Origin of the sequence: Ornithinimicrobium sp., assembly GCF_035267225.1 — a bacterium.
GTDB lineage: Bacteria > Actinomycetota > Actinomycetes > Actinomycetales > Dermatophilaceae > Ornithinicoccus.
In genome coordinates this window covers 1-19678 of sequence record NZ_DATFMA010000094.1, presented here as the reverse complement: position 1 = coordinate 19678, position 19678 = coordinate 1, and the positions used below count along the sequence as shown (strand labels likewise).

The window sequence follows — 19678 nt, the reverse complement described above, 5'->3', positions numbered from 1 at the left end:
CTCGCCGTTGTGACGGATGCTCCAGGACAGCACGCGACCGGGGCCGACCGTCGACGAGGGCGCTTCCGGGTGGGGGAGCCGGTGCAGCTCACCGACCCGAAGGGCCGTCGACACACCATCACCCTCGAGGCCGGCAAGCGCTTCCACACCCACCGCGGCCACATCCGGCACGACGACCTCATCGACGCCCCGGACGGCTCGGTCGTCTCCCACAGCTCCGGCGCCGACTACCTGGCGCTGCGTCCTCTGCTCAGCGACTACGTCATGTCGATGCCGCGAGGAGCGCAGATCATCTACCCCAAGGACGCCGGCCAGATCGTCACCATGGGCGACATCTACCCGGGCGCCCGCGTGGTCGAGGCCGGGCTCGGCTCCGGAGCGCTGAGCCTGTCCCTGCTGCGAGCGGTGGGCGACAACGGCAGCCTGCACTCCTTCGAGCGACGGGAAGAGTTCGCCGACATCGCCCGGGCCAACGCGCGGGTGTTCTTCGGCGAGGACCACCCGGCGTGGCAGGTCACGGTCGGCGACCTGCAGGAGGCTCTGCCCCACGCGGTGACGCCCGGCAGCGTCGACCGGGTGGTGCTCGACATGCTGGCGCCCTGGGACTGCCTGGACGTGGTGGGCGAGGCGCTTGCGCCCGGCGGCGTCCTCATCTGCTACGTCGCCACCACCACCCAGCTCTCGCGTGTGGCGGAGAGCGCGCGGAGCCACGGCGGCTTCACCGAGCCGTTGGCCTGGGAGTCGATGGAGCGCAGGTGGCACCTCGAGGGCCTGGCCGTGCGGCCGGAGCACCGGATGCACGGTCACACCGGCTTCCTGGTCCAGATGCGCACGCTGGCACCAGGTGTGCCCGCCCCCGCACGCTCCCGGCGCCCCGCCGCAGCGGCGTACGGGCCCGACTACGAGGAGCAGCTGGCCTCTCAGGGCGATTGGAGCCCCAGTGACCTGGGCGAACGCACGATCTCGGACAAGCGGCTGCGCCGCAGACACCGCGAGGTGATGGCCGCGACCGGCGGTCACGAGGCGGACACGCCCCCGGCGCTCAACGACCCCCCGGAAGCGGCGGGTAGCGTGGAGCAATGACCGAGGCCCGAGTGCGTCACCTGGAGCGGCAGGTCGCACAGCTGCAGCAGCGACTTGCCGAGTCCAGCACGCAGAACCAGCGTCTGGCCCAGGCACTGACGGACGCCAAGGAGCGCCTGGTCACCCTGCGCGAGGATCTCGACCGCGCCGGTGCGCCGCCGCTCACCTTCGGTGTCGTGCTCGCCCGGCAGGAGGCAGATGAGGGGGAGCCGCCCGTTGTCGACGTCGTGGCGCAGGGCCGCAAAGTCCGCGTCACGGCTTTCAGCGGCGTCGCCCGCGAGGAGCTCGTCCCGGGGCGGGAGGTGCTGCTGAACGAGTCCCAGTCCATTGTCGGGCTCGGGGCCTTCGAGCGTGCCGGTGACGTCGTCACCGTGAAGGAGACCCTCGACGCCGACCGCGTCCTGGTGCTGGTGCGCGGCGAGGACGAGCGGGTTTGCCGAGTCTCGGGGGCGTTGGCCGACGTCCCCATCCGGGCCGGCGACGCGCTGCTCATGGACACCCGCAACGGTTTCGTCTACGAGCGGATCGCCCAGCCCGAGGTCAGCGAGCTCGTGCTGGAGGAGGTTCCGGACATCACCTACGCCGACATCGGCGGTCTGGGGAGCCAGATCGAACAGATCCAGGACGCGGTCGAGCTGCCGTTCCTGCACCCGGACCTGTACACCGAGCACCGGCTGAGCCCTCCGAAGGGAGTGCTGCTCTACGGGCCTCCCGGGTGCGGCAAGACGCTGATCGCCAAGGCGGTCGCCGCCTCGCTGGCCCGCAAGGTAGCCGAGCGAACCGGGCGCGCCAAGCCGCAGTCGTTCTTCCTCAACATCAAGGGCCCCGAGCTGCTGAACAAGTACGTCGGTGAGACCGAGCGCCACATCCGGCTGATCTTCCAGCGGGCCCGGGAGAAGTCGAACGACGGCACCCCCGTGGTCGTGTTCTTCGACGAGATGGAGTCCCTGTTCCGCACCCGCGGGTCGGGGGTCAGCTCAGACGTGGAGACGACCATCGTCCCGCAGCTTCTCGCCGAGATCGACGGGGTCGAGCGGCTGGAGAACGTCGTGGTCATCGGGGCCTCCAACCGGGAGGACATGATCGACCCGGCGATCCTGCGACCGGGCCGTCTGGACGTCAAGATCAAGATCGAGCGGCCCGACGCCGAAAGCGCCCGCGATATCTTCAGCAAGTACCTCACCGACGACGTGCCGCTGCACAGCGACGACCTGCGAGCCCACGGAGGCGATCGAGCGGCGACGCTGGAGGCGATGATCGCGGCCAGTGTCGAGCGCATGTACGCGCCGATGGAGGAGAACAAGTTCCTCGAGGTCACCTACGCCGGTGGGGACAAGGAGACGCTGTACTTCAAGGACTTCAACTCCGGGGCCATGATCAACAACATCGTCGACCGGGCGAAGAAGCGGGCGATCAAGGACCTCTTGACCAACGACTCGCGCGGGCTCCGGGTGGAGCACCTGCTGGCTGCCTGTGTCGACGAGTTCAAGGAGAACGAGGACCTGCCGAACACCACCAACCCCGACGACTGGGCCCGGATCTCGGGCAAGAAGGGGGAGCGCATCGTCTACATCCGCACCTTGGTCGCCGGCAAGGACGGTGTCGAACCCGGCCGCACCCTCGACCGCGGCACTCCAGGCCAGTACCTGTGACCCTCCGACCATGACCGTACGGCGCGTCATGGGGGTCGAGACCGAGTACGGGGTCACTCTGCCGGCCGACCCGCGGGCGGACCCCATCCACCTCTCCGGCGTGGTGGTCCGGGCCTACTCCAGCGCCGCCGGCCCCGGCGGAGCGCTGCCCCAGGGCTCGGGCTGGGACTACGCGGACGAGTCGCCCCTGCGCGACGCCCGGGGGCACGTGATGGCGCGAGCGCTGGCCGACAGCAGCCAGCTCACCGACGTGGAGGACCCCACCCTGGCCAACTCGGTGCTCAGCAACGGAGCCCGGCTGTACGTCGACCACGCCCACCCCGAGTACTCCTCGCCCGAGGTGGCCGGCCCGTTGGACGCCGTGCGCTACGACCGCGCCGGGGAGGTGGTGATGGACCGCGCCGCCCATGCCGCGGGCGAGCTGCTGGGCGGGGGCGGGACGGAGGGCGCCGGCCTGCGCCTGTACAAGAACAACGTGGACGGCAAGGGCGCCTCCTACGGCACGCACGACAACTACCTGCTCGACCGAGCGGTCCCGTTCGCCCAGGTGGTGTCCGGGCTGGTGCCCTTCCTCGTGGCCCGACCGCTTCTCTGCGGTGCCGGCCGCGTCGGCCTCGGGACGAGCTCGGAAGTGACGGGCTACCAGATCTCCGCGCGTGCGGACTACGTGGAGACCGAGGTGGGCCTGGAGACCACCCTTCGGCGGCCGCTGGTGAACAGCCGCGACGAGCCGCACGCCACGGCGACGAAGTACCGCCGGCTGCACCTCATCAGCGGCGACGCCACGCTGGCCGACGTCGGCACCCTGATGAAGCTGGGCACCACCAGCCTCGTCCTGCGCCTCATCGAGACCGGCCGGGCCCCCGACCTCGAGCTGGCCCACCCGGTCAGCGCCGTGCGCACCCTTTCCCGCGACACCACGCTCCGGGCGACGATCCTCACCCGGGCGGGGAAGAAGCTGCGCGGGGTCGACATCCTTCGCGCCTACCTCGAGGCGGCGTTGCGCGCCTACGACCCGCGCACCGGGGACTGGGAGGCCGACGAGGAGACGGCCCTGGTGCTGCGGCATTGGACCGGTCTGCTCGACGACCTCTCCGAGGACCCCGCCCGGGCGGCGGACCGGGTCGACTGGGTCGCCAAGCTCGGTGTGCTGCAGGCCTACCGGGACCGCGACGGGCTTGGCTGGGACTCCCCGCGCCTGGCGCTGGTCGACATCCAGTACAGCGATGTGGACCCGGCACGCGGCCTCGCGCAGCGACTGCGCAGGCGCGGACGCCTGGTGCCGTTGGTCAGCGAGGAGTCCGCGGCGCTGGCGTGCACGCAGGCCCCCGTCGACACCCGCGCCTGGTTCCGGGGGGAGTGCGTGCGGCGCTTCTCCGGCTCGGTACGAGCGGCCTCTTGGGACTCGGTCGTGTTCCACCGGCGCCGCCGCCAGGTGTGCCGCATCAGCCTTCCTGAGCCGCTGCGAGGGACCCGGGCCGAGACCTCCGGGCTGTTCGAGGCGGCACAGGACGTGGACCAGTTCCTCGACTCGCTCGACGCGCGCACCGCCGCCCTGGACTGAGTGGGTCCGGATACGATCAGGACGTGACGTAGTCCACCCAGGAAGGCGAGGACGACATGGCAGGACGCGAGCAAGCCCACCGCCACTCTCCGGAGGAGCCCGAGGAGGACGCCGGAGCCGAGACCGGTGGAGGCACCGCGCAGGTCTCGTCCTCCACGCGCGACGAGGAGACCGACGCCCTGCTCGAGGAGATCGACGGCGTCCTGGAGTCCAACGCCCAGGACTTCGTGCACTCGTTCGTCCAGAAGGGGGGCCAGTGAGCGCGAGCTCCGCTGTTCCTTCCGCTGACGGGCGGCTCGGGCCTGCCTTCCGTGACGTCGGCGGCACCTCGTTCGTGGACTTCCTCTCGGCCCACGCCCCCCACCTTCTGCCCGGAGGAGCCTCGAACAGCTCGGGCGCCTCCACAGTGGCGGCCCCGCACGGGACGACCATCGTGGCGCTGTCCTACGCCGGTGGGGTCGTCGTGGCGGGTGACCGGCGCGCCACCATGGGGACGGTCATCGCCCGGCGTGACATGGAGAAGGTCTTCGCGCCCGACGAGTTCTGTGCGGTGGGCATCGCTGGCTCGGCCGGGGTGGCCATCGAGATCGTGAAGCTCCTGCAGGTCGAGCTGGAGCACTACGAGAAGGTCGAGGGCACGCTGCTGTCACTCGAGGGCAAGGCCAACCGTCTGGCCAGCATGATCCGCGGCAACCTCGGCAATGTCTTCCGCGGGCTGACGGTGCTCCCGGTCTTCGCCGGTTTCGACCTCGCCGCCGGGACGGGGCGCATCTTCTCCTACGACGTGACCGGCGGATGCTTCGAGGAGTTCAGTCACCACAGCATCGGCTCCGGGTCGGTGTTCGCGCGGGGGGCGCTGAAGAAGCTGTGGCGCCCCGGGCTCGACCGGGAGCAGGCCGCGCGGACCGCCGTCGAGGCGCTGTACGACGCCGCCGACGACGACTCGGCCACCGGCGGCCCCGACGTGAGCCGGCGCATCTGGCCCAGCGTCGCGGTGCTCACCTCTTCCGGCGTCGCGTTCCTGAGCGAGGAGGAGGTCGAGCCGGTGGTGCGTGAGGTGGTCGAGGCTCGCGCGGACAACCCAGGGGGCGCTCGATGACCTTCGGGATGTACGTCTCGCCCGAGCAGCTGATGAAGGACCGGGCCGACTACGCCCGGCAGGGGATCGAACGCGGCCGGGCGGTCATCGTCGCCTCCTATGCGACCGGCATCGCGTTCGTCGCGGAGAACCCCTCACGCAGCCTGCGCAAGACGTCCGAGATCTACGACCGCATCGGCTTCGCGGCCGTCGGCAAGTACAACGAGTTCGAGAACCTGCGTGTGGCCGGCATCCGGTACGCCGACCTTCGCGGCTTCTCCTACGACCGGGCGGACGTGACGGCACGCGGCCTGGCTGGGGCCTACGCGCAGACCCTGGGCACGGTCTTCACCCAGGAGTCCAAGCCGTACGAGATCGAGATCACCGTGGCCCAGGTGGGTACCGAGGTCGACCAGGACCAGATCTTCCGGCTCACCTACGACGGGTCGGTCAGTGACGAGCCGGGCTTCGTGGCGATGGGCCGGGACAGCGAGCGGCTCACCGAGGGGCTCCGGCAGCGGTGGGCTCCTGGGCTCAGCCTGGCCGGCATGCTCGGGCTCTGCGTCGAGCTGCTGGGCGAGGCGAACCGAACCCGTACGGACTCGGCGCTGACCCCGGACCAGCTCGAGGTCGCCGTCCTGGACCGCCGCCGGCCACGGCGCACCTTCCGGCGCATCGAGACCTCCATGGTGCGGATCCTTCTCACCGACGGTGGTGCGACCCAGGATCTCCCCAGCCCCGACGACACCACGCGGGACACCTAGCCCCTTCGCCGCGAGCAATCCTGAGGACGACTCCGTCGAGGAGAGCGTGCTGGTAGACCCCGGGAACCCCCGGGCGGCAATGTGCGGACACGAGCGACGTGCCGCGCCGCTGAGCACCGTCGCCTCGTCCGGGATGGACTCCGCCTAGGCTGATGGCGTGGACCGCCGCATCTTCGGGATCGAGACCGAGTTCGGGGTGACCTGTGCCTTTCCCGGGGATCGTCGGTTGTCCTCGGACGAGGTGGCCCGCTATCTCTTCCGCAAGGTGGTCAGCTGGGGGCGCTCCAGCAACGTGTTCCTGGTCAACGGGTCCCGGTTGTACCTCGACGTCGGTTCCCACCCCGAGTACGCCACGGCCGAGTGCGACTCCCTGAGCGATCTGGTGGCGCAGGACAAGGCCGGCGAGCTGATCGTGCACGACCTCGCCGTGGACGCGGAGACGCGCATGGCCGAGGAGGGAATCGCCGCCCGCGTGTACGTCCTGAAGAACAACGTGGACTCCCGGGGAAACTCCTACGGATGCCACGAGAACTACCTGGTCCGGCGCCGTGGCCAGCTCAGCCGGATCACCGACGCCCTGATCCCGTTCCTCATCACGCGGCAGATCGTGACCGGTGCCGGTCGGCTCCACGTCACCGGCGAGCGCGCCACCTACCAGGTCAGCCAGCGAGCGGACCACATCTGGGACGGCTTGAGCTCGGCCACGACCCGTTCCCGGCCGATCATCAACACCCGCGACGAGCCGCACGCCGACGCTGAGCAGTACCGCAGACTGCACGTCATCGTCGGGGACTCGACGATGAGCCAGAGCACGACCATGCTCAAGGTGGCGATGACGGACCTGCTGCTGAAGACCGTCGAGGCCGGCACCATCCTGCCGGACCTCACCCTGTCCAACCCCATCCGGGCCATCCGCGACATCAGTCGCGACCCGACCGGACGGGTCGAGGTGGGCCTGAACAGTGGCCGTGCCCTGTCCGCGGTTCAGCTGCAGACCGAGCTGCTCAGCGTGGTCAGCGCGCACAGCCGGCGCTCCGGGCTGAGCGCCGACCCCACCTACGCCTGGGCGCTGGAACTGTGGGAGCGAACGCTGCACGCGGTGTCGACGCAGCAGTGGCACCTGGTGGACACCGAGATCGACTGGGTCATGAAGCACGCCATGCTGCAGCGGTACGCCAGCAAACACGACCTGGCGTGGCACGACGACCGTATGCTGCAGCTCGATCTCGCCTGGCACGACATCCATCCCACTCGCGGCCTGTTCAACATCGTGCAGCGCCGCGGCGGCGCCGTGCGACGCTGCACGGCCGAGCAGGTCGAGCACGCGCTGCACGAACCTCCGCAGACCACCCGCGCCAAGCTGCGCGGCGACTTCGTCCGCGTCGCGCAGCGGGCCCACCGTGACTTCAGTGTGGACTGGGTGCACCTGAAGCTGAATGACGCGGCGCAGCGCACCGTGCTGCTCAAGGACCCGTTCCACTCCCAGGACGCCCGAGTGGACGAGCTGTTGGCCTCGATCGACTCGGGCACTCTCAGCCCGTATCCAGCCTCCCCCCTGTAGGCTGAGCCCGCTTCACCCGTCTTTGCCAATCGAAGGACCGTGCGTGCGAACCTCTCGTGCCCGGCTGCGTGCTGCCGCCGTCGCCCCGTTGCTCTGCTGGACTCTCGTCGCCTGCTCCGGTGACGACTCCGGGTCGGAGGAGTCGGGCTCCGGCTCCTCGGATGACGCAGCCCAGTCCTCGGCGGCCCCCGACGACGCCGCCAGCACCTCGGGCTCCGCGCCCGACCTGTCCGCGCTCTCGGTGGAGACCGAGACGAACGACGACGACGTCGAGGTGCCTACCCTGCTGCTGGACGGGGAGCCCTTCAGCGACGGGGAGCTGCCCTTCCAGGTGAGCAGCCTGGGCACCGAAGAGGTGACCGAGGGGGAGGGTAAGAAGGTCGCCGAGGGCGAAGAGGTCACGGTGCGCTACCTCGCCGTCAACGGCACGTCCGGCGAGGAGCTGCTGTCCACCTTCCCGAACGAGGAGTCGGTGGTGATGGACCTGGGCAACGAGTCGTTGCTCAACGCGTTCACCGAGACCCTCCCGGACCGTGAGGTGGGCAGTGCCTACATCATGGCCATGCCGCCGGAAGAGGGGTTCGGCGAGGCGGGCAACGCCAACCTGGGCATCGGGCCGGAGGACACCGTCGTGTTCTACATCGAGGTGGTCGGCAGCACCGAGCCCTTGACCAAGGCCGAAGGCGAGGAGGTCGAGCCCAAGGAGGGCCTGCCCACGGTCGAGACCGACGGCACCAGCGCCGCCGAGATCACCATCGGCGACGCCGAGAAGCCCGACGAGCTTGTCGTGCAGCCGCTCATCAAGGGCGAGGGCGCCAAGGTGGAGGCCAACCAGACGATCAAGGTCAACTACACCGGCGTCAAGTTCTCCGACGGCGAGCAGTTCGACTCCTCCTTCAACTCCGGCCAGCCGTTCAGCACCGTCATCGGCGCGGGAGCGGTGATCCCGGGTTGGGACGAGGGGCTCGTCGGCCAGACCGTCGGCTCCCGGGTGCTGCTGGTGGTGCCGCCGGACCAGGCCTACGGCGAGGACGGCGACAACGACCTGGCGGGGGAGACCCTGGTCTTCGTCATCGACATCCTCAGCGCCAACTGAACCGTCGCCGGACGGGCTGCGTCCGGTAGCGTCGAGCCGTGGGACCCAGCAGCACGGAGGAGGCTCCGATGCCCGCACGCACGCCGGCGTCGGCGAAGACAGAGCGCTTGCTCAACCTGGTCATCGCCCTGCTGTACACCCGCCAGCCGCTGTCCAAGGCAAGGCTCCGCTCGGCCGTGCCGCAGTACCAGAGCAGCGGGGACGAGGCCTTCGACCGGATGTTCGAGCGGGACAAGGACGAGCTGCGGGCGCTGGGCATCCCGCTACGCACCGAGGTCATCGACCCCTTCTTCGACGACGAGGCCGGCTACCGGATCGACCGGCGCGAGTACGAGCTGCCCCCGATCGACTTCGCGGCCGACGAGGTCGCGGTCATCGGTGTGGCCAGCAGGGCGTGGTCGCAGGCCAGCCTGGCCGGTCCGGCCGCGCAGGCCCTGCGCAAGCTCCAGGCAGCCGGAGTGGAGGCCGACGCCGCTTCGGTGGCCGGGATCGAGCCGCTGCTTCACACGACCGAGCCCGCGTTCGACGCGGTGCGCACGGCCACCGTGGGTGGTCGGACGGTTCGCTTCTCCTACCGTCGCTCCGGTGCTCGCGACGAGGAGCCCAGGCATGTCCACCCCTGGGCCCTGACCAGCTGGCACGGACGCTGGTACCTCACGGGTTACGACCTCGACCGCAGCGCGCCCCGCGTGTTCCGCCTCGACCGCGTCACCTCCACCGTGGTGACCGAGCGCGCGGCTCAGGACTCGGCCCTCCTGCCGCCGGCGGACCACGACCCCCACACGATGATCACGGCCGCGTACTCGGGGCAGGACCCGGAGCCGGCACCCGTGACCGTCCAGCTCCGACCGGGCACGGCGTACAGCCTGCGCCGACGGGCGAGCCGGCTGCAGGCGGGGAGCCACGAGGAAGGTGAGTGGGACACGGCGACCTTCACCGGGCTCTCTCACACCGCCCTGGTCAGCGAGCTCGCCGGGCTCGGCCCGGATGCGCGCGTGATGGAACCGGCGGAGGTGCGCCAGGCCGTGCGCTCGCGCCTGCGGGCGGTGCTCGACGGGCACGGGCAGGGTTCTTCGTGGTGACCTTCGAGTCGGCCACGGACCGCTTGGGCCGACTGCTCACGATGGTGCCGTGGCTGATGAACAACCAGGGCATCGACATCACGGAGGCCGCCTCCACCTTCGGGGTCAGCACGGACCAGGTCGTCGAGGACCTGCAGCTGCTCTTCGTCTGCGGCACTCCCGGGCACCTGCCGGACGACCTCATCGAGGCGTCGTGGGAAGGCGGCAAGGTCTACGTGGGCAACGCCGAGACGATCGCGACGCCCCTGCGTCTGGGACGGGACGAGGCCCTGGCTCTCATCGTCGCGCTGCGAGCCCTGGCCAGCTCCGGGGCCTGGGACGACGCCGGAGCGATCGAGCGAGCGCTGGCGAAGCTGGAGACGGCCAGCGGTGACGCAGGGGCGCAGGGCCCGTCCGGGACGCGCAGCGTGAGCGTGCGGATCGACAGCGACACCGGACAGCAGGAGCTGCTCGCCCGCATCCGCGCTGCGTTGGCCGAGCGACGACGACTGCACCTGCGCTATCTGGTGCAAGCCCGCGACGAGGCCACCGAGCGTGACGTGGACCCGATGCGGGTCCTCAGCGTCGACGGCCGGTGGTATCTCGAGGCTTGGTGTCACCGCGCCCGGGACACCAGGCTCTTCCGGCTGGACCGCATCGAGGTGCTTGACGTGCTCGAGGCCGACGGCACCCCGCCGCCGGAAGCCGTGCCGCGCGACATAGGCCCGGGGGTCTTCCGCCCTGGCCGCAGCGACACGCTGGTCACGCTGCAGGCCAAGCCCGAGGCCAGCTGGATCGCCGAGCAGTTTCCGGTCGAGTCCGTTGCTCAGCACGATGACGGGACGCTGCGGGTGCAGATCAGCGCATCCGACCCGCGGTGGGTGGTGCGGCTCGTCTGGCGCCTCGGTGGCGCCGTGCGGGTCCTCGAGCCGGCGTACGTCGTGGACCTGGTCCGAAGCGGCGCTCGATCAGCGCTTGAGTCGGAAACACGACCCCCCGAGTAGGATCGGGGGCAGGCTGACGGCCACGCCGTCGGATTCGGCACCGCAAGGGAGGCAGCACCGTGTTCAGGAACATGCAGGGCTGGCAGATCGTCATCATCATCCTGGCCCTCATCATCCTCATCGGGTGGAAGCGGTTGCCGGACGCAGCGCGAAGCCTGGGACGCTCCATGCGCATCTTCAAGTCCGAGGTCGAACAGATGGGCAGCACTCCCGACGAGGACCAGCCCAGTGCCGCCAGCACCGACACCGTCGACTCCGAGCCCCGGCGCCCCACACCTGCTCGGGAGCGGTCCGAGGAGGACCACCGCAGCGAGGAGGGGCACCGCAGCGAGGAGGAGCGGACCGGGGAGACCCAGCAGCGCTCCCGCGACGAGCACCGCTCCTGATCGGCGGGTAGCGCCGCTGGTTCATCGATGGTTCTCTCCAGGCGTCGGGACCGTGACCCCGAAGGACGGATGCCGCTGGGCAGCCACCTCAAGGAGTTCCGCAACCGTGCCGTCGTCGCCGCCCTGGCGGTGCTGGCGTGCTCGGTCGTGGGATGGATCTACTACGAGCAGATCATCGACGTCATCCTGGACCCGGTCTCCGATGTCCGCACCGACGAAGGCGTCCCCTTGGTGGTGCCCAACTTCGCCGCCACGATCACCCAGCCCTTCTCGCTGCAGCTGCGGGTGTCGTTCTTCGTCGGCATCGTGCTGTCGAGCCCGGTGTGGCTCTGGCAGATCTGGGCCTTCCTGCTCCCCGGCCTCAGGAAGCGCGAACGCCGCCTGGCGATCTGGTTCTTCGTCGCCTCGGTGCCGCTGTTCTTCGCGGGAGCCGGGCTGGCCACCTGGGCGCTGCCGCGCACCGCGGGCATCCTGCTGTCGTTCCTGCCGCCCAGCGCCGGTGGAGTCCTGAACGCCGTCGACTGGCTCAACTTCGTGCTCTACTTCGTTGTCGCCTTCGGCATCGCCTTCCTGCTTCCGGTGTTCATGGTCGGGCTGAACAGCATCGGGCTCTTCCCGGTGGCGACCATGAGAGCCGGGTGGCGGTTCGCGCTGCTCGGAATCCTCATCTTCTCGGCCATGGCCACACCTGACCCCGAGGTGAGCACCATGTTCGCCCTGGCGATCCCGATGTTCGCGCTCTACTGGTGCGCGGTGCTCGTCGCAACGGTGAACGAGCGCCGGCGCCGCCGTCGCGACCCGGACTGGATGCGCACCCCGGACGACGAGGCGAGCGAGCTGTGAGGTACGCGGTGCTCTTCGGGCGCCGCTCCGGCCGCCGGGACGGTTCTGGGGTGCTGGGGCAGACCATGGAGGGCCTCGCCCGGCGTGGTCACGATGTGGTGCGACTGCGCGCGCCCGACCTCTCCTCCGCGCACGCCGCCTGTGCGCAGGCGGTCGCGGACGGCGTCGAGGTGCTCGTCGTGGTGGGCGGTGACGGCGCGGTGCGGCTCGCCGCCTCCCACTGCGTCGGCAGCCCGACCGCCGTCGCCGTGGTCCCGAGCGGCAGCGGCAACGACACCGCCGCCTCTCTGGGCGTCCCCTCGGCCGTCGAAGGCGCGATCGAGGTCGCCGCAGCGGGGACGACCCGACGGATCGACGTGATCCGGGTCGAGGACGGTCAGCACTCGTCTGCGTCCGGCTCGGCCGGGCACATCGTGGTGGGATCGGTCCCCGCTGCCCTCGACGCCCGGATCGCGGCGCGGTCGCTGGGCCTGCCCTCGGCTCTGGGACCGATGCGCTACGCCGCGGCCACCCTGGCAGAGATCCCACGCTTGGCGGCCAGGGACTACCGGCTCACCCTCGACGGACGTGAACGCGAGTGCTCGACCCTCGTGCTCACCGTGTGCAACCTGCCGCTCTTCGGTGGTGGGATGCGCATCGCCCCCGACGCCGATCCTGTCGACGGCCTGCTCGACGTGGTCACCATCGACACGGTCAACCCTCTGGCCGCCTTGGGCCTGCTGCGTAAGGTGTTCACCGGCACGCACGCCACCCACCGAGCGGTGCGCATCCAACGCTGCGCCCAGGTGCGGGTCGAAGGCCCTGCACTCACCGCCTTCGGCGACGGCGATCCCATCGGTGCCCTGCCTCTCACCTGCACCGCCGTACCCGCTGCCCTGAAAGTGGTGGTCCAGGGACCAGCGGACCAGGGGTCCGCTTCCACGTGACGACCGCGTGCCCGAGCGGGATACTGGTCCTCACACCCCGAGCCCGCGACGCGCAGAAGGACTTCTCGATGACCCACGAGCTGCCCCACCTGGCTCCCGATGCTCCGCTCTTCCTGACCGACGGCGGCATCGAGACCGACCTCATCTTCAACCACGGTGCGGACCTCCCTGAGTTCGCCGCCTTTCCCCTGGTCGAGAACGACTCCGGACGAACGGCTCTCACGCGCTACTTCCAGGACTACCTGCGGATCGCGCAGCGGGACGGTCGCGGGATCATCCTGGAGACACCGACCTGGCGTGCCAACCCGGACTGGGGCAGCGTGCTGGGCTACTCGGCCGAGGGTCTGGCCCAGGCCAACCGCTCGGCCGTCCGCTTCGTGCGCGGCTTGACCCCGCCTGGCGTGACGGTGCTGGTGAGCGGCAACGTCGGTCCTCGGGGGGACGGGTACGTGTCCGACACCTCGATGAGCGCCGAGGAGGCGGCCGCGTACCACCACCCTCAGGTGGACGCGCTGGCCGACGCGGGCGCTGACATGGTCACGGCTCTGACCATGACCTACGCGGGCGAGGCCGCCGGCGTGGTGATGGCCGCGCAGCGGGCCGACGTTCCGGTGGTCATCGCGTTCACGGTGGAGACCGACGGACGGCTGCCTTCGGGTCAGAGCCTGGCCGAGGCCATCAACGAGGTGGACGAGCAGACCGGGGGACCGGCCTACTACATGGTCAACTGCGCCCATCCCAGCCACTTCGTCGACGTGTTGCGCGAGTCCGGGCCCTGGGAACGCGTGCGCGCTGTGCGCGCGAACGCCTCCCGGGCCAGCCACGCCGAGCTGGACGAGGCGACCGAGCTCGACCGCGGCGACCCGGCCGAGCTGGCGGAGGACTACCGCGAGCTGGCGACGGTGCTCCCAGCCTTGGCAGTGGTCGGCGGCTGCTGTGGCACCGACGCGGAGCACGTCAGCCGGATGAGCGGCGTCCTGACGTAGCCTGACGCCATGTCCGAGGCTGCGCCGCTCTCACCGGCGCAGCGGTACGCGGCATCCCGTGAGCGTGCCCGGCGGGCACGCACACCCGCGGGCGAGTTCGCGGCCTCGCTGGAGTTCGAGCTGGACCAGTTCCAGGTCGAGGCCATCGACGCGGTCGCCGCCGGGTCCGGGGTCCTCGTGGCGGCTCCCACCGGGGCCGGCAAGACCATCGTGGGCGAGTTCGCCGTCCACGTGGCGCTCCAGACCGGCCGCAAGGCCTTCTACACCACGCCCATCAAGGCTCTGAGCAACCAGAAATACCACGATCTCGTCGCCCGGTACGGGCCTGACCGGGTCGGGCTGCTCACCGGGGACTCCTCCGTGAACGGAGAGGCGCCGGTGGTCGTGATGACCACCGAGGTGCTGCGCAACATGATGTACGCGGGGTCCTCCACCGTGTCCGGGCTCGGCTTCGTGGTGATGGACGAGGTCCACTATCTCGCTGACCGCTTCCGGGGGGCGGTCTGGGAGGAGGTCATCATCCATCTTCCCGAGAGCGTGCAGGTCGTCTCGCTTTCAGCGACCGTCAGCAACGCCGAGGAGTTCGGCGACTGGCTCGCCACCGTGCGCGGCAACACGGAGGTGATCGTCAGCGAGCATCGGCCGGTGCCGCTGTGGCAGCACATGATGGTGGGCACCGAGCTGTTCGACGTGTTCTCCTCCGGATCCGACGTCGCCGGGGCCTCCCAGGGGCAGACCGTGCGTCTGAACCCCGAGCTGCTACGGCGCACCGAGCGCACCGAGCGCACACGAGGCTGGACGCGCGAGGACGCCGGCGCGCCCCGGGGCCGGCGTCCGACACGCGGACGTGCGGGAGCCGGCCCGCGAGGCAACCGCAGCGACGAGGACGCGGGGGGCCGGCCGGCCCGGCCGGGCCGGCCTCCTGCGCACGGAGCCGGCCGCGCCGACGTGGTGCATGAGCTCGACCGTCAGGGACTGCTGCCCGCCATCACCTTCATCTTCAGCCGTGCCGGGTGTGACGCCGCGGTGCGACAGCTGCTCTTTGCGGGCGTACGGCTGGTCGGCGACGACACCGCTCGGCAGGTCCGTACCCTGGTCGGGGAGCGGGTGTCCTCGCTGAGCCAAGCCGACCTCGCGGTGCTCGGCTACCACGAGTTCGCCGAGGGACTGAGCCGCGGTTTCGCCGCCCACCATGCCGGCATGCTGCCGTTGTTCCGCGAGATCGTGGAAGAGCTCTTCTCCGCCGGGACGGTGCGCGCGGTCTTCGCCACCGAGACCCTGGCCTTGGGGATCAACATGCCTGCCCGCAGCGTGGTGCTGGAGAAGCTCGTCAAGTTCAACGGTGAGCAGCACGCACCCATCACCCCCGCCGAGTTCACCCAGCTCACCGGCCGGGCGGGACGCCGCGGCATCGACGTCGAAGGGCATGCGGTGGTGCTGCATCGTCCCGGCCTGAACCCGGCCGACGTGGCCGGGCTGGCCTCCACCCGCACCTACCCCCTGCGCTCCAGCTTCCGCCCCAGCTACAACATGGCGGTCAACCTCGTCGCCCAGTTCGGCCGGGACACCGCTCACGAGCTGCTGCAGGCCTCCTTCGCGCAGTTCCAGGCCGACCGCGCCGTGGTGGGCCTGTCCAGCCAGGTGCGACGGAACATCGAGGCCCTGGAGGGCTACGCCGAGGCCATGACGTGCGAGCTCGGCGACTTCGCCGAGTACGCCCGTCTGCGCCACCAGATCTCCACCGCGCAGAAGGCCGCCGCCAAACGCCAGAGCGCCCACCGCCGGTCGGCCATCGCGCAGTCGCTGGCCGATCTCCGGCCCGGTCAGGTCGTGCACCTCTCCTCCGGTCGCCGGCAGGGCATGGCGGTGGTGCTGCGCGGCGCGGGACGCCCCAGTGCTACGCCCCAGCCCACGGTGCTGACCAGCGACGCGCAGGTCCGCCGCGTCGGCGTCGCCGAGCTCGAGGAGCCCCTCGAGCCGCTCGCCACCGTGCGCATCCCGCCGCGGTTCAACCCGCGTCAGGCCAAGTCACGCCGGGACCTGGCGGCGACTCTGCGGGCCCAGGTCCCGCCGGGGGCGGAACGACGAGGGCGCCGTCCTCGCGTGGCCGGATCGACGGGTGAGGACTCGGACAGCAGCGCGGAGGTGGCGCGCCTGACCACCGCCCTGCAGACTCACCCGTGCCATCGGTGCCCACAGCGCGAGGACCACGCCCGGTGGTCCCAGCGGTGGTGGACCTTACGCCGGGAGACCGACGACCTGCAGCGACGCATCGGCTCACGGACCAACACCGTGGCGCGCACGTTCGAGCGCATCTGTGATCTGCTCGCCGAGCTTGACTACCTCAGCCTGGACGGTCAGAAGGTCACCGAGCCGGGGCAGCAGCTGCGCCGCATCTATACCGAGCACGATCTCGTCGCCGCCGAGTGTCTGCGCGCGGGCACCTGGCAGCGGCTGGACCCTCCTTCGTTGGCCGCGGTGGTTTCCACGCTCGTGCACGAGCCCCGCTCGGAGGAGACCAGCGAGGCCGTGCTGCCGAACGTGGAGTCGACCGAGGCCTTCCACGAGATGCTGGCGATCTGGACCCGTCTGCAGGCTCGGGAGGCGAGCCATCGCCTGCCCAGCCGCCGAGAGCCCGACGCCGGTATCGCCGCCATGGTGTACCGGTGGGCGGCCGGGCGGAGCCTGGAGGAGGTGCTGCGCGGGGGTGACTTGTCCGCAGGTGACTTCGTGCGACGCTGCAAGCAGCTGGTCGACCTGCTCGGTCAGATCCGGCAGGCGGCCGCCGGGTCGGCCTCACCGAAGGTCGGCCAGGTCGCGGACCGAGCCAGCACGGCCGTACTGCGTGGTGTGGTGGCGGCCGACCGCATCGACTAGCAGGAGGGCACGTCTACGCGTCCAGAGCCATCCCGCTGAGCAGCCGCCGCACCGAGCCGGCGATGCCGTAGGCCTCGACGTCCTGCGCCAACGTGCCCGGGTCGGCGATCTCCTCCGGCAGCCGCAGATCCACATCGGGCACCGGGGCATCGAGCGCCACCCGGACCACCAGGGGAGCTGCGTTGAGGTAGTCGTGCGCGGCTTCGAGGTTGGCACGCCGCGCTCCCTTGATGGCCGGGTCGTGCTGCGCCACCGCCTCGCGCAGCAGGGCCAGCGAGCCGTAGGTCTCGATCAGCTGCGCCGCGGTCTTGTCTCCGATCCCCTTGACCCCGGGCAGTCCGTCGCTGGTGTCGCCGCGCAGCATGGCCATGTCGGCGTACGCGGCACCGGTGCGCACGGCGTACCGGTGCCACAGCTCCTCCTGCGTGATGAGCTCGGCGGCACGCACGCCGAGTCGCGCGGTGTAGACCACGCGCACCCCGGCGTCGTCGTCGACGAGCTGGAAGAGGTCCCGGTCGCCGGTGACGACGTCCACCGGCATCCGGGCCGAGTACCGGTGAGCCAGCGTGCCGATCACGTCGTCGGCCTCGTAGCCGTCCGCTCCCAGCACCGGGACCCCGACGGACTCCAGCACCCGCCGCAGGACCGGGACCTGGACGCCGAGCTCGGGGGGACCCTCCTCCTCGTGATCGGAGCCCTCGACGAGCCGGTGCTCCTTGTAGCTGGGGATGGCACGCACTCGGAACTGCGGACGCCAGTCGTTGTCCCAGCAGGCGGCCAGATGCGTCGGGTTGAAGCGGGTGAGCAGGGTCGTGACCATGTCCAGCAGGCCGCGGACGGCGTTGGTCGGTGTGCCGTCGGGGGAGGGTTGGGGCTCCTTGACACCGTAGAAGGCGCGGAAGTACAGCGAGGCGGTGTCGAGCAGGAGCAGCCGGGGCTCGTCACCGGCTTCGGGGGTCATACATCACTAGGCTAGGGCCTCATGGAGCCCTTGGACCGCCACATCGTCACCTTGATGGCCAGAGATGCGCGGATGAGCTTCACCGACCTCGGCAAGGCGGTGGGACTGTCGACCTCGGCGGTGCACCAGCGCGTCAAGCGGCTGGAGAAAGCCGGCATCATCTCCGGCTACCGCGCCACCATCGACCACGCCGCGGTCGGTCTGCCGCTGACCGCGCTCATCTCGGTCGTGCCGTTCGACGCCTCGGCCCCCGACGACATCCCGGACCGGCTCGCCGACATTCCGCAGATCGCGTCGTGCTGGTCGGTGGCGGGAGACGAGAACTACGTGCTCCTCATCCGAGTGGGGCGACCCCAGGACCTCGAGGAGCTCTTGGCGACGATCCGCGCGAAGGGGCAGTGCAGCACCCACACCACGGTCGTGCTCTCCACACCCTGGGAGGGGCGGGCCGCCCTGCTGCCCGAGGTGGACAGCGAAGCCTGATCATCGCGGGCGGCTCACGCGGGCCCAGGTGGCACCGGTCACCCGGGCGAGGTCGCCGGGCCGCAGCTCCACGTCCACCCCGCGACGCCCGCCCGAGACCAGGATGGTGTCGAAGTCGCCGGCCGAGGTGTCCAGCACGGTGGGAAGCGACGACCGCTGCCCGACCGGGCTGATCCCCCCCACGACGTAGCCGGTCGCGCGCTCGGCGGCCACCGGGTCGGCCATCGTCGCCTTCTTCACCCCCGCCGCGCTCGCCAGGGCCTTCAGGTCGACACGCGAGCTGACCGGGACCACCGCGACGACCAGCCCGTTCCCGGTGTCGGCCAGGAGCGTCTTGAACACCCGCTCCGCAGCCACCCCCAGCGCCGCGGCAGCCTCGTCCCCGTACGACTCCGCGGCCGGGTCGTGCTCGTAGGCATGGACCGAGAAGCCGACCCCCGCGCGGCGCAGGGCGACGGTCGCCGGGGTGGCGGCGGTGGTCTTGCCGCCCCTCTTGCGTGCCACCGGGTCAGCGTAGACCCGCCCTTCCTCGCCTCGGTCCGGCGACATAGCGTGGGCTGTGCCGCGACGTCCTGCGGCCACCCGAGCAGAAGGAGCATCCGTGCGTATCGTGTTCACCGGCGGATCCGGCAAAGCCGGACGCATCGTCGCCCCGTACCTCGCTGACGCTGGGCACACCGTGCTCAACATCGACCAGGTGCCGCTGGGCCACGAGGGCGTGCACGACATCCGCGCCGACATCACCGACCCCGGCCAGGTCTGGAGCGCGTTCTTCAGCTACACCGGCCCCGAGGAGCTGGACGCGGGGGAGGGGCCCCCGGCCGTCGACGCCGTCGTCCACTTCGCCGCCGTGCCGGCGATCATGCTCACGGCCGACGTCGAGTGCTTCCGCACCAACACGGTCGGCACCTACAACGTCCTCGAGGCCGCGACGCGCCTGAAGGTACCCAAGATCGTGCTGGCCTCGTCGGAGACGACGTACGGCGTCTGCTTCGCCGACGGCGTCGTCGACCCCCCTTCGCTACCCCTGCGGGAGGAGGACGAGCAGCGCCCTCCGATGGACGCCTACGCCCTCTCCAAGGTCTGCAACGAGGCCACCGCCCGCACCTTCCACGAGCGCACCGGGACCGACATCTACGCCTTGCGCATCGGCAACGTGTGGGACGACAGCGACTACGCCAACCTCACGACGTTCCTGGCCGACCCCGGGCAGCGTCGCCGCAACGCGTTCAACTATGTCGACGCTCGCGACCTGGGACAGATCGTGGACCTCGCGGTGCGCACCGACGGGCTCGGCTACCAGGTGTTCAACGCGACCAACGACACCAACGTGGCCCACGAGAGCGCCCAGGA

General features: G+C 70.6%; 19 protein-coding genes. 17 read left to right on the top strand and 2 right to left on the bottom strand.

Annotation, left to right across the window (positions count from 1 at the left end):
- The first annotated feature begins 9 nt into the window (after window positions 1–9).
- From VJ976_RS09015 to VJ976_RS08945, 15 genes are all read left to right on the top strand, one after another.
- Window positions 10–1083 (top strand): tRNA (adenine-N1)-methyltransferase, encoded by a 1074-nt coding sequence (locus tag VJ976_RS09015; protein ID WP_324099874.1) that lies wholly within the window; start codon window positions 10–12, stop codon window positions 1081–1083.
- A complete protein-coding gene (gene arc / locus VJ976_RS09010; RefSeq protein WP_324099873.1) occupies window positions 1080–2735 on the top strand; it encodes a proteasome ATPase in 1656 nt (551 codons plus the stop codon). Before VJ976_RS09015 ends, arc begins: the two co-directional genes overlap by 4 nt.
- 10 nt (window positions 2736–2745) lie before the next feature.
- Window positions 2746–4299: a depupylase/deamidase Dop gene (dop, locus tag VJ976_RS09005; protein WP_324099872.1), complete on the top strand. Its 1554-nt coding sequence runs from the start codon at window positions 2746–2748 to the stop codon at window positions 4297–4299.
- A 56-nt stretch (window positions 4300–4355) separates the two neighbouring features.
- The gene (locus VJ976_RS09000) at window positions 4356–4559 is read left to right on the top strand and encodes a ubiquitin-like protein Pup (RefSeq protein ID WP_324099871.1); all 204 of its coding nucleotides are present in this window, start codon (window positions 4356–4358) and stop codon (window positions 4557–4559) included.
- Complete coding sequence (gene prcB, locus VJ976_RS08995) at window positions 4556–5398, top strand: proteasome subunit beta (protein ID WP_324099870.1); 843 nt, start codon at window positions 4556–4558, stop codon at window positions 5396–5398. Before VJ976_RS09000 ends, prcB begins: the two co-directional genes overlap by 4 nt.
- A complete protein-coding gene (gene prcA / locus VJ976_RS08990) occupies window positions 5395–6141 on the top strand; it encodes a proteasome subunit alpha (RefSeq protein WP_324099869.1) in 747 nt (248 codons plus the stop codon). Before prcB ends, prcA begins: the two co-directional genes overlap by 4 nt.
- 157 nt (window positions 6142–6298) lie before the next feature.
- On the top strand, window positions 6299–7702 hold the full coding sequence (gene pafA / locus VJ976_RS08985) for a Pup--protein ligase (protein WP_324099868.1): 1404 nt from the start codon (window positions 6299–6301) through the stop codon (window positions 7700–7702).
- 43 nt (window positions 7703–7745) lie between these two features.
- Window positions 7746–8798, top strand: a complete 1053-nt coding sequence (locus VJ976_RS08980) for an FKBP-type peptidyl-prolyl cis-trans isomerase (protein WP_324099867.1) — start codon at window positions 7746–7748, stop codon at window positions 8796–8798.
- A 68-nt stretch (window positions 8799–8866) separates the two neighbouring features.
- Window positions 8867–9880: a helix-turn-helix transcriptional regulator gene (locus tag VJ976_RS08975; RefSeq protein WP_324099866.1), complete on the top strand. Its 1014-nt coding sequence runs from the start codon at window positions 8867–8869 to the stop codon at window positions 9878–9880.
- The gene (locus VJ976_RS08970) at window positions 9877–10863 is read left to right on the top strand and encodes a WYL domain-containing protein (protein ID WP_324099865.1); all 987 of its coding nucleotides are present in this window, start codon (window positions 9877–9879) and stop codon (window positions 10861–10863) included. Before VJ976_RS08975 ends, VJ976_RS08970 begins: the two co-directional genes overlap by 4 nt.
- 59 nt (window positions 10864–10922) lie before the next feature.
- Window positions 10923–11249 (top strand): Sec-independent protein translocase subunit TatA, encoded by a 327-nt coding sequence (tatA, locus tag VJ976_RS08965; protein WP_324099864.1) that lies wholly within the window; start codon window positions 10923–10925, stop codon window positions 11247–11249.
- Window positions 11250–11318: 69 nt separating this feature from the next.
- Entirely contained in the window at window positions 11319–12092 is a 774-nt protein-coding gene (gene tatC, locus VJ976_RS08960; protein ID WP_324099863.1) for a twin-arginine translocase subunit TatC, read from the top strand.
- Window positions 12089–13018: a diacylglycerol/lipid kinase family protein gene (locus VJ976_RS08955; protein ID WP_324099862.1), complete on the top strand. Its 930-nt coding sequence runs from the start codon at window positions 12089–12091 to the stop codon at window positions 13016–13018. The genes tatC and VJ976_RS08955 overlap by 4 nt, the downstream gene beginning before the upstream one ends.
- Before the next feature lie 68 nt (window positions 13019–13086).
- Complete coding sequence (locus VJ976_RS08950; protein WP_324099861.1) at window positions 13087–14004, top strand: homocysteine S-methyltransferase family protein; 918 nt, start codon at window positions 13087–13089, stop codon at window positions 14002–14004.
- A 9-nt stretch (window positions 14005–14013) separates the two neighbouring features.
- The gene (locus tag VJ976_RS08945; protein WP_324099860.1) at window positions 14014–16881 is read left to right on the top strand and encodes a DEAD/DEAH box helicase; all 2868 of its coding nucleotides are present in this window, start codon (window positions 14014–14016) and stop codon (window positions 16879–16881) included.
- Between the two features lie 13 nt (window positions 16882–16894).
- On the opposite strand, the gene VJ976_RS08940 is transcribed toward VJ976_RS08945, so the two are convergent.
- Window positions 16895–17842 carry a 5'-3' exonuclease gene (locus tag VJ976_RS08940; RefSeq protein ID WP_324099859.1) on the bottom strand — a complete coding sequence of 316 codons (948 nt, stop codon included), beginning with the start codon at window positions 17840–17842 and terminating at the stop codon, window positions 16895–16897.
- Window positions 17843–17863: 21 nt separating this feature from the next.
- Between VJ976_RS08940 and VJ976_RS08935 the strand changes: the two genes are divergently transcribed.
- Entirely contained in the window at window positions 17864–18325 is a 462-nt protein-coding gene (locus VJ976_RS08935; protein ID WP_324099858.1) for an Lrp/AsnC family transcriptional regulator, read from the top strand.
- Here VJ976_RS08935 and ybaK read toward each other — a convergent pair whose 3' ends face one another.
- Window positions 18326–18829, bottom strand: coding sequence for a Cys-tRNA(Pro) deacylase (gene ybaK, locus VJ976_RS08930; RefSeq protein ID WP_324099857.1), 504 nt, complete (start codon window positions 18827–18829; stop codon window positions 18326–18328). It abuts the gene before it with no gap.
- Between the two features lie 97 nt (window positions 18830–18926).
- Between ybaK and VJ976_RS08925 the strand changes: the two genes are divergently transcribed.
- A partial coding sequence (locus VJ976_RS08925; RefSeq protein WP_324099856.1) for an NAD(P)-dependent oxidoreductase occupies window positions 18927–19678 on the top strand: 752 nt, incomplete at its 3' end.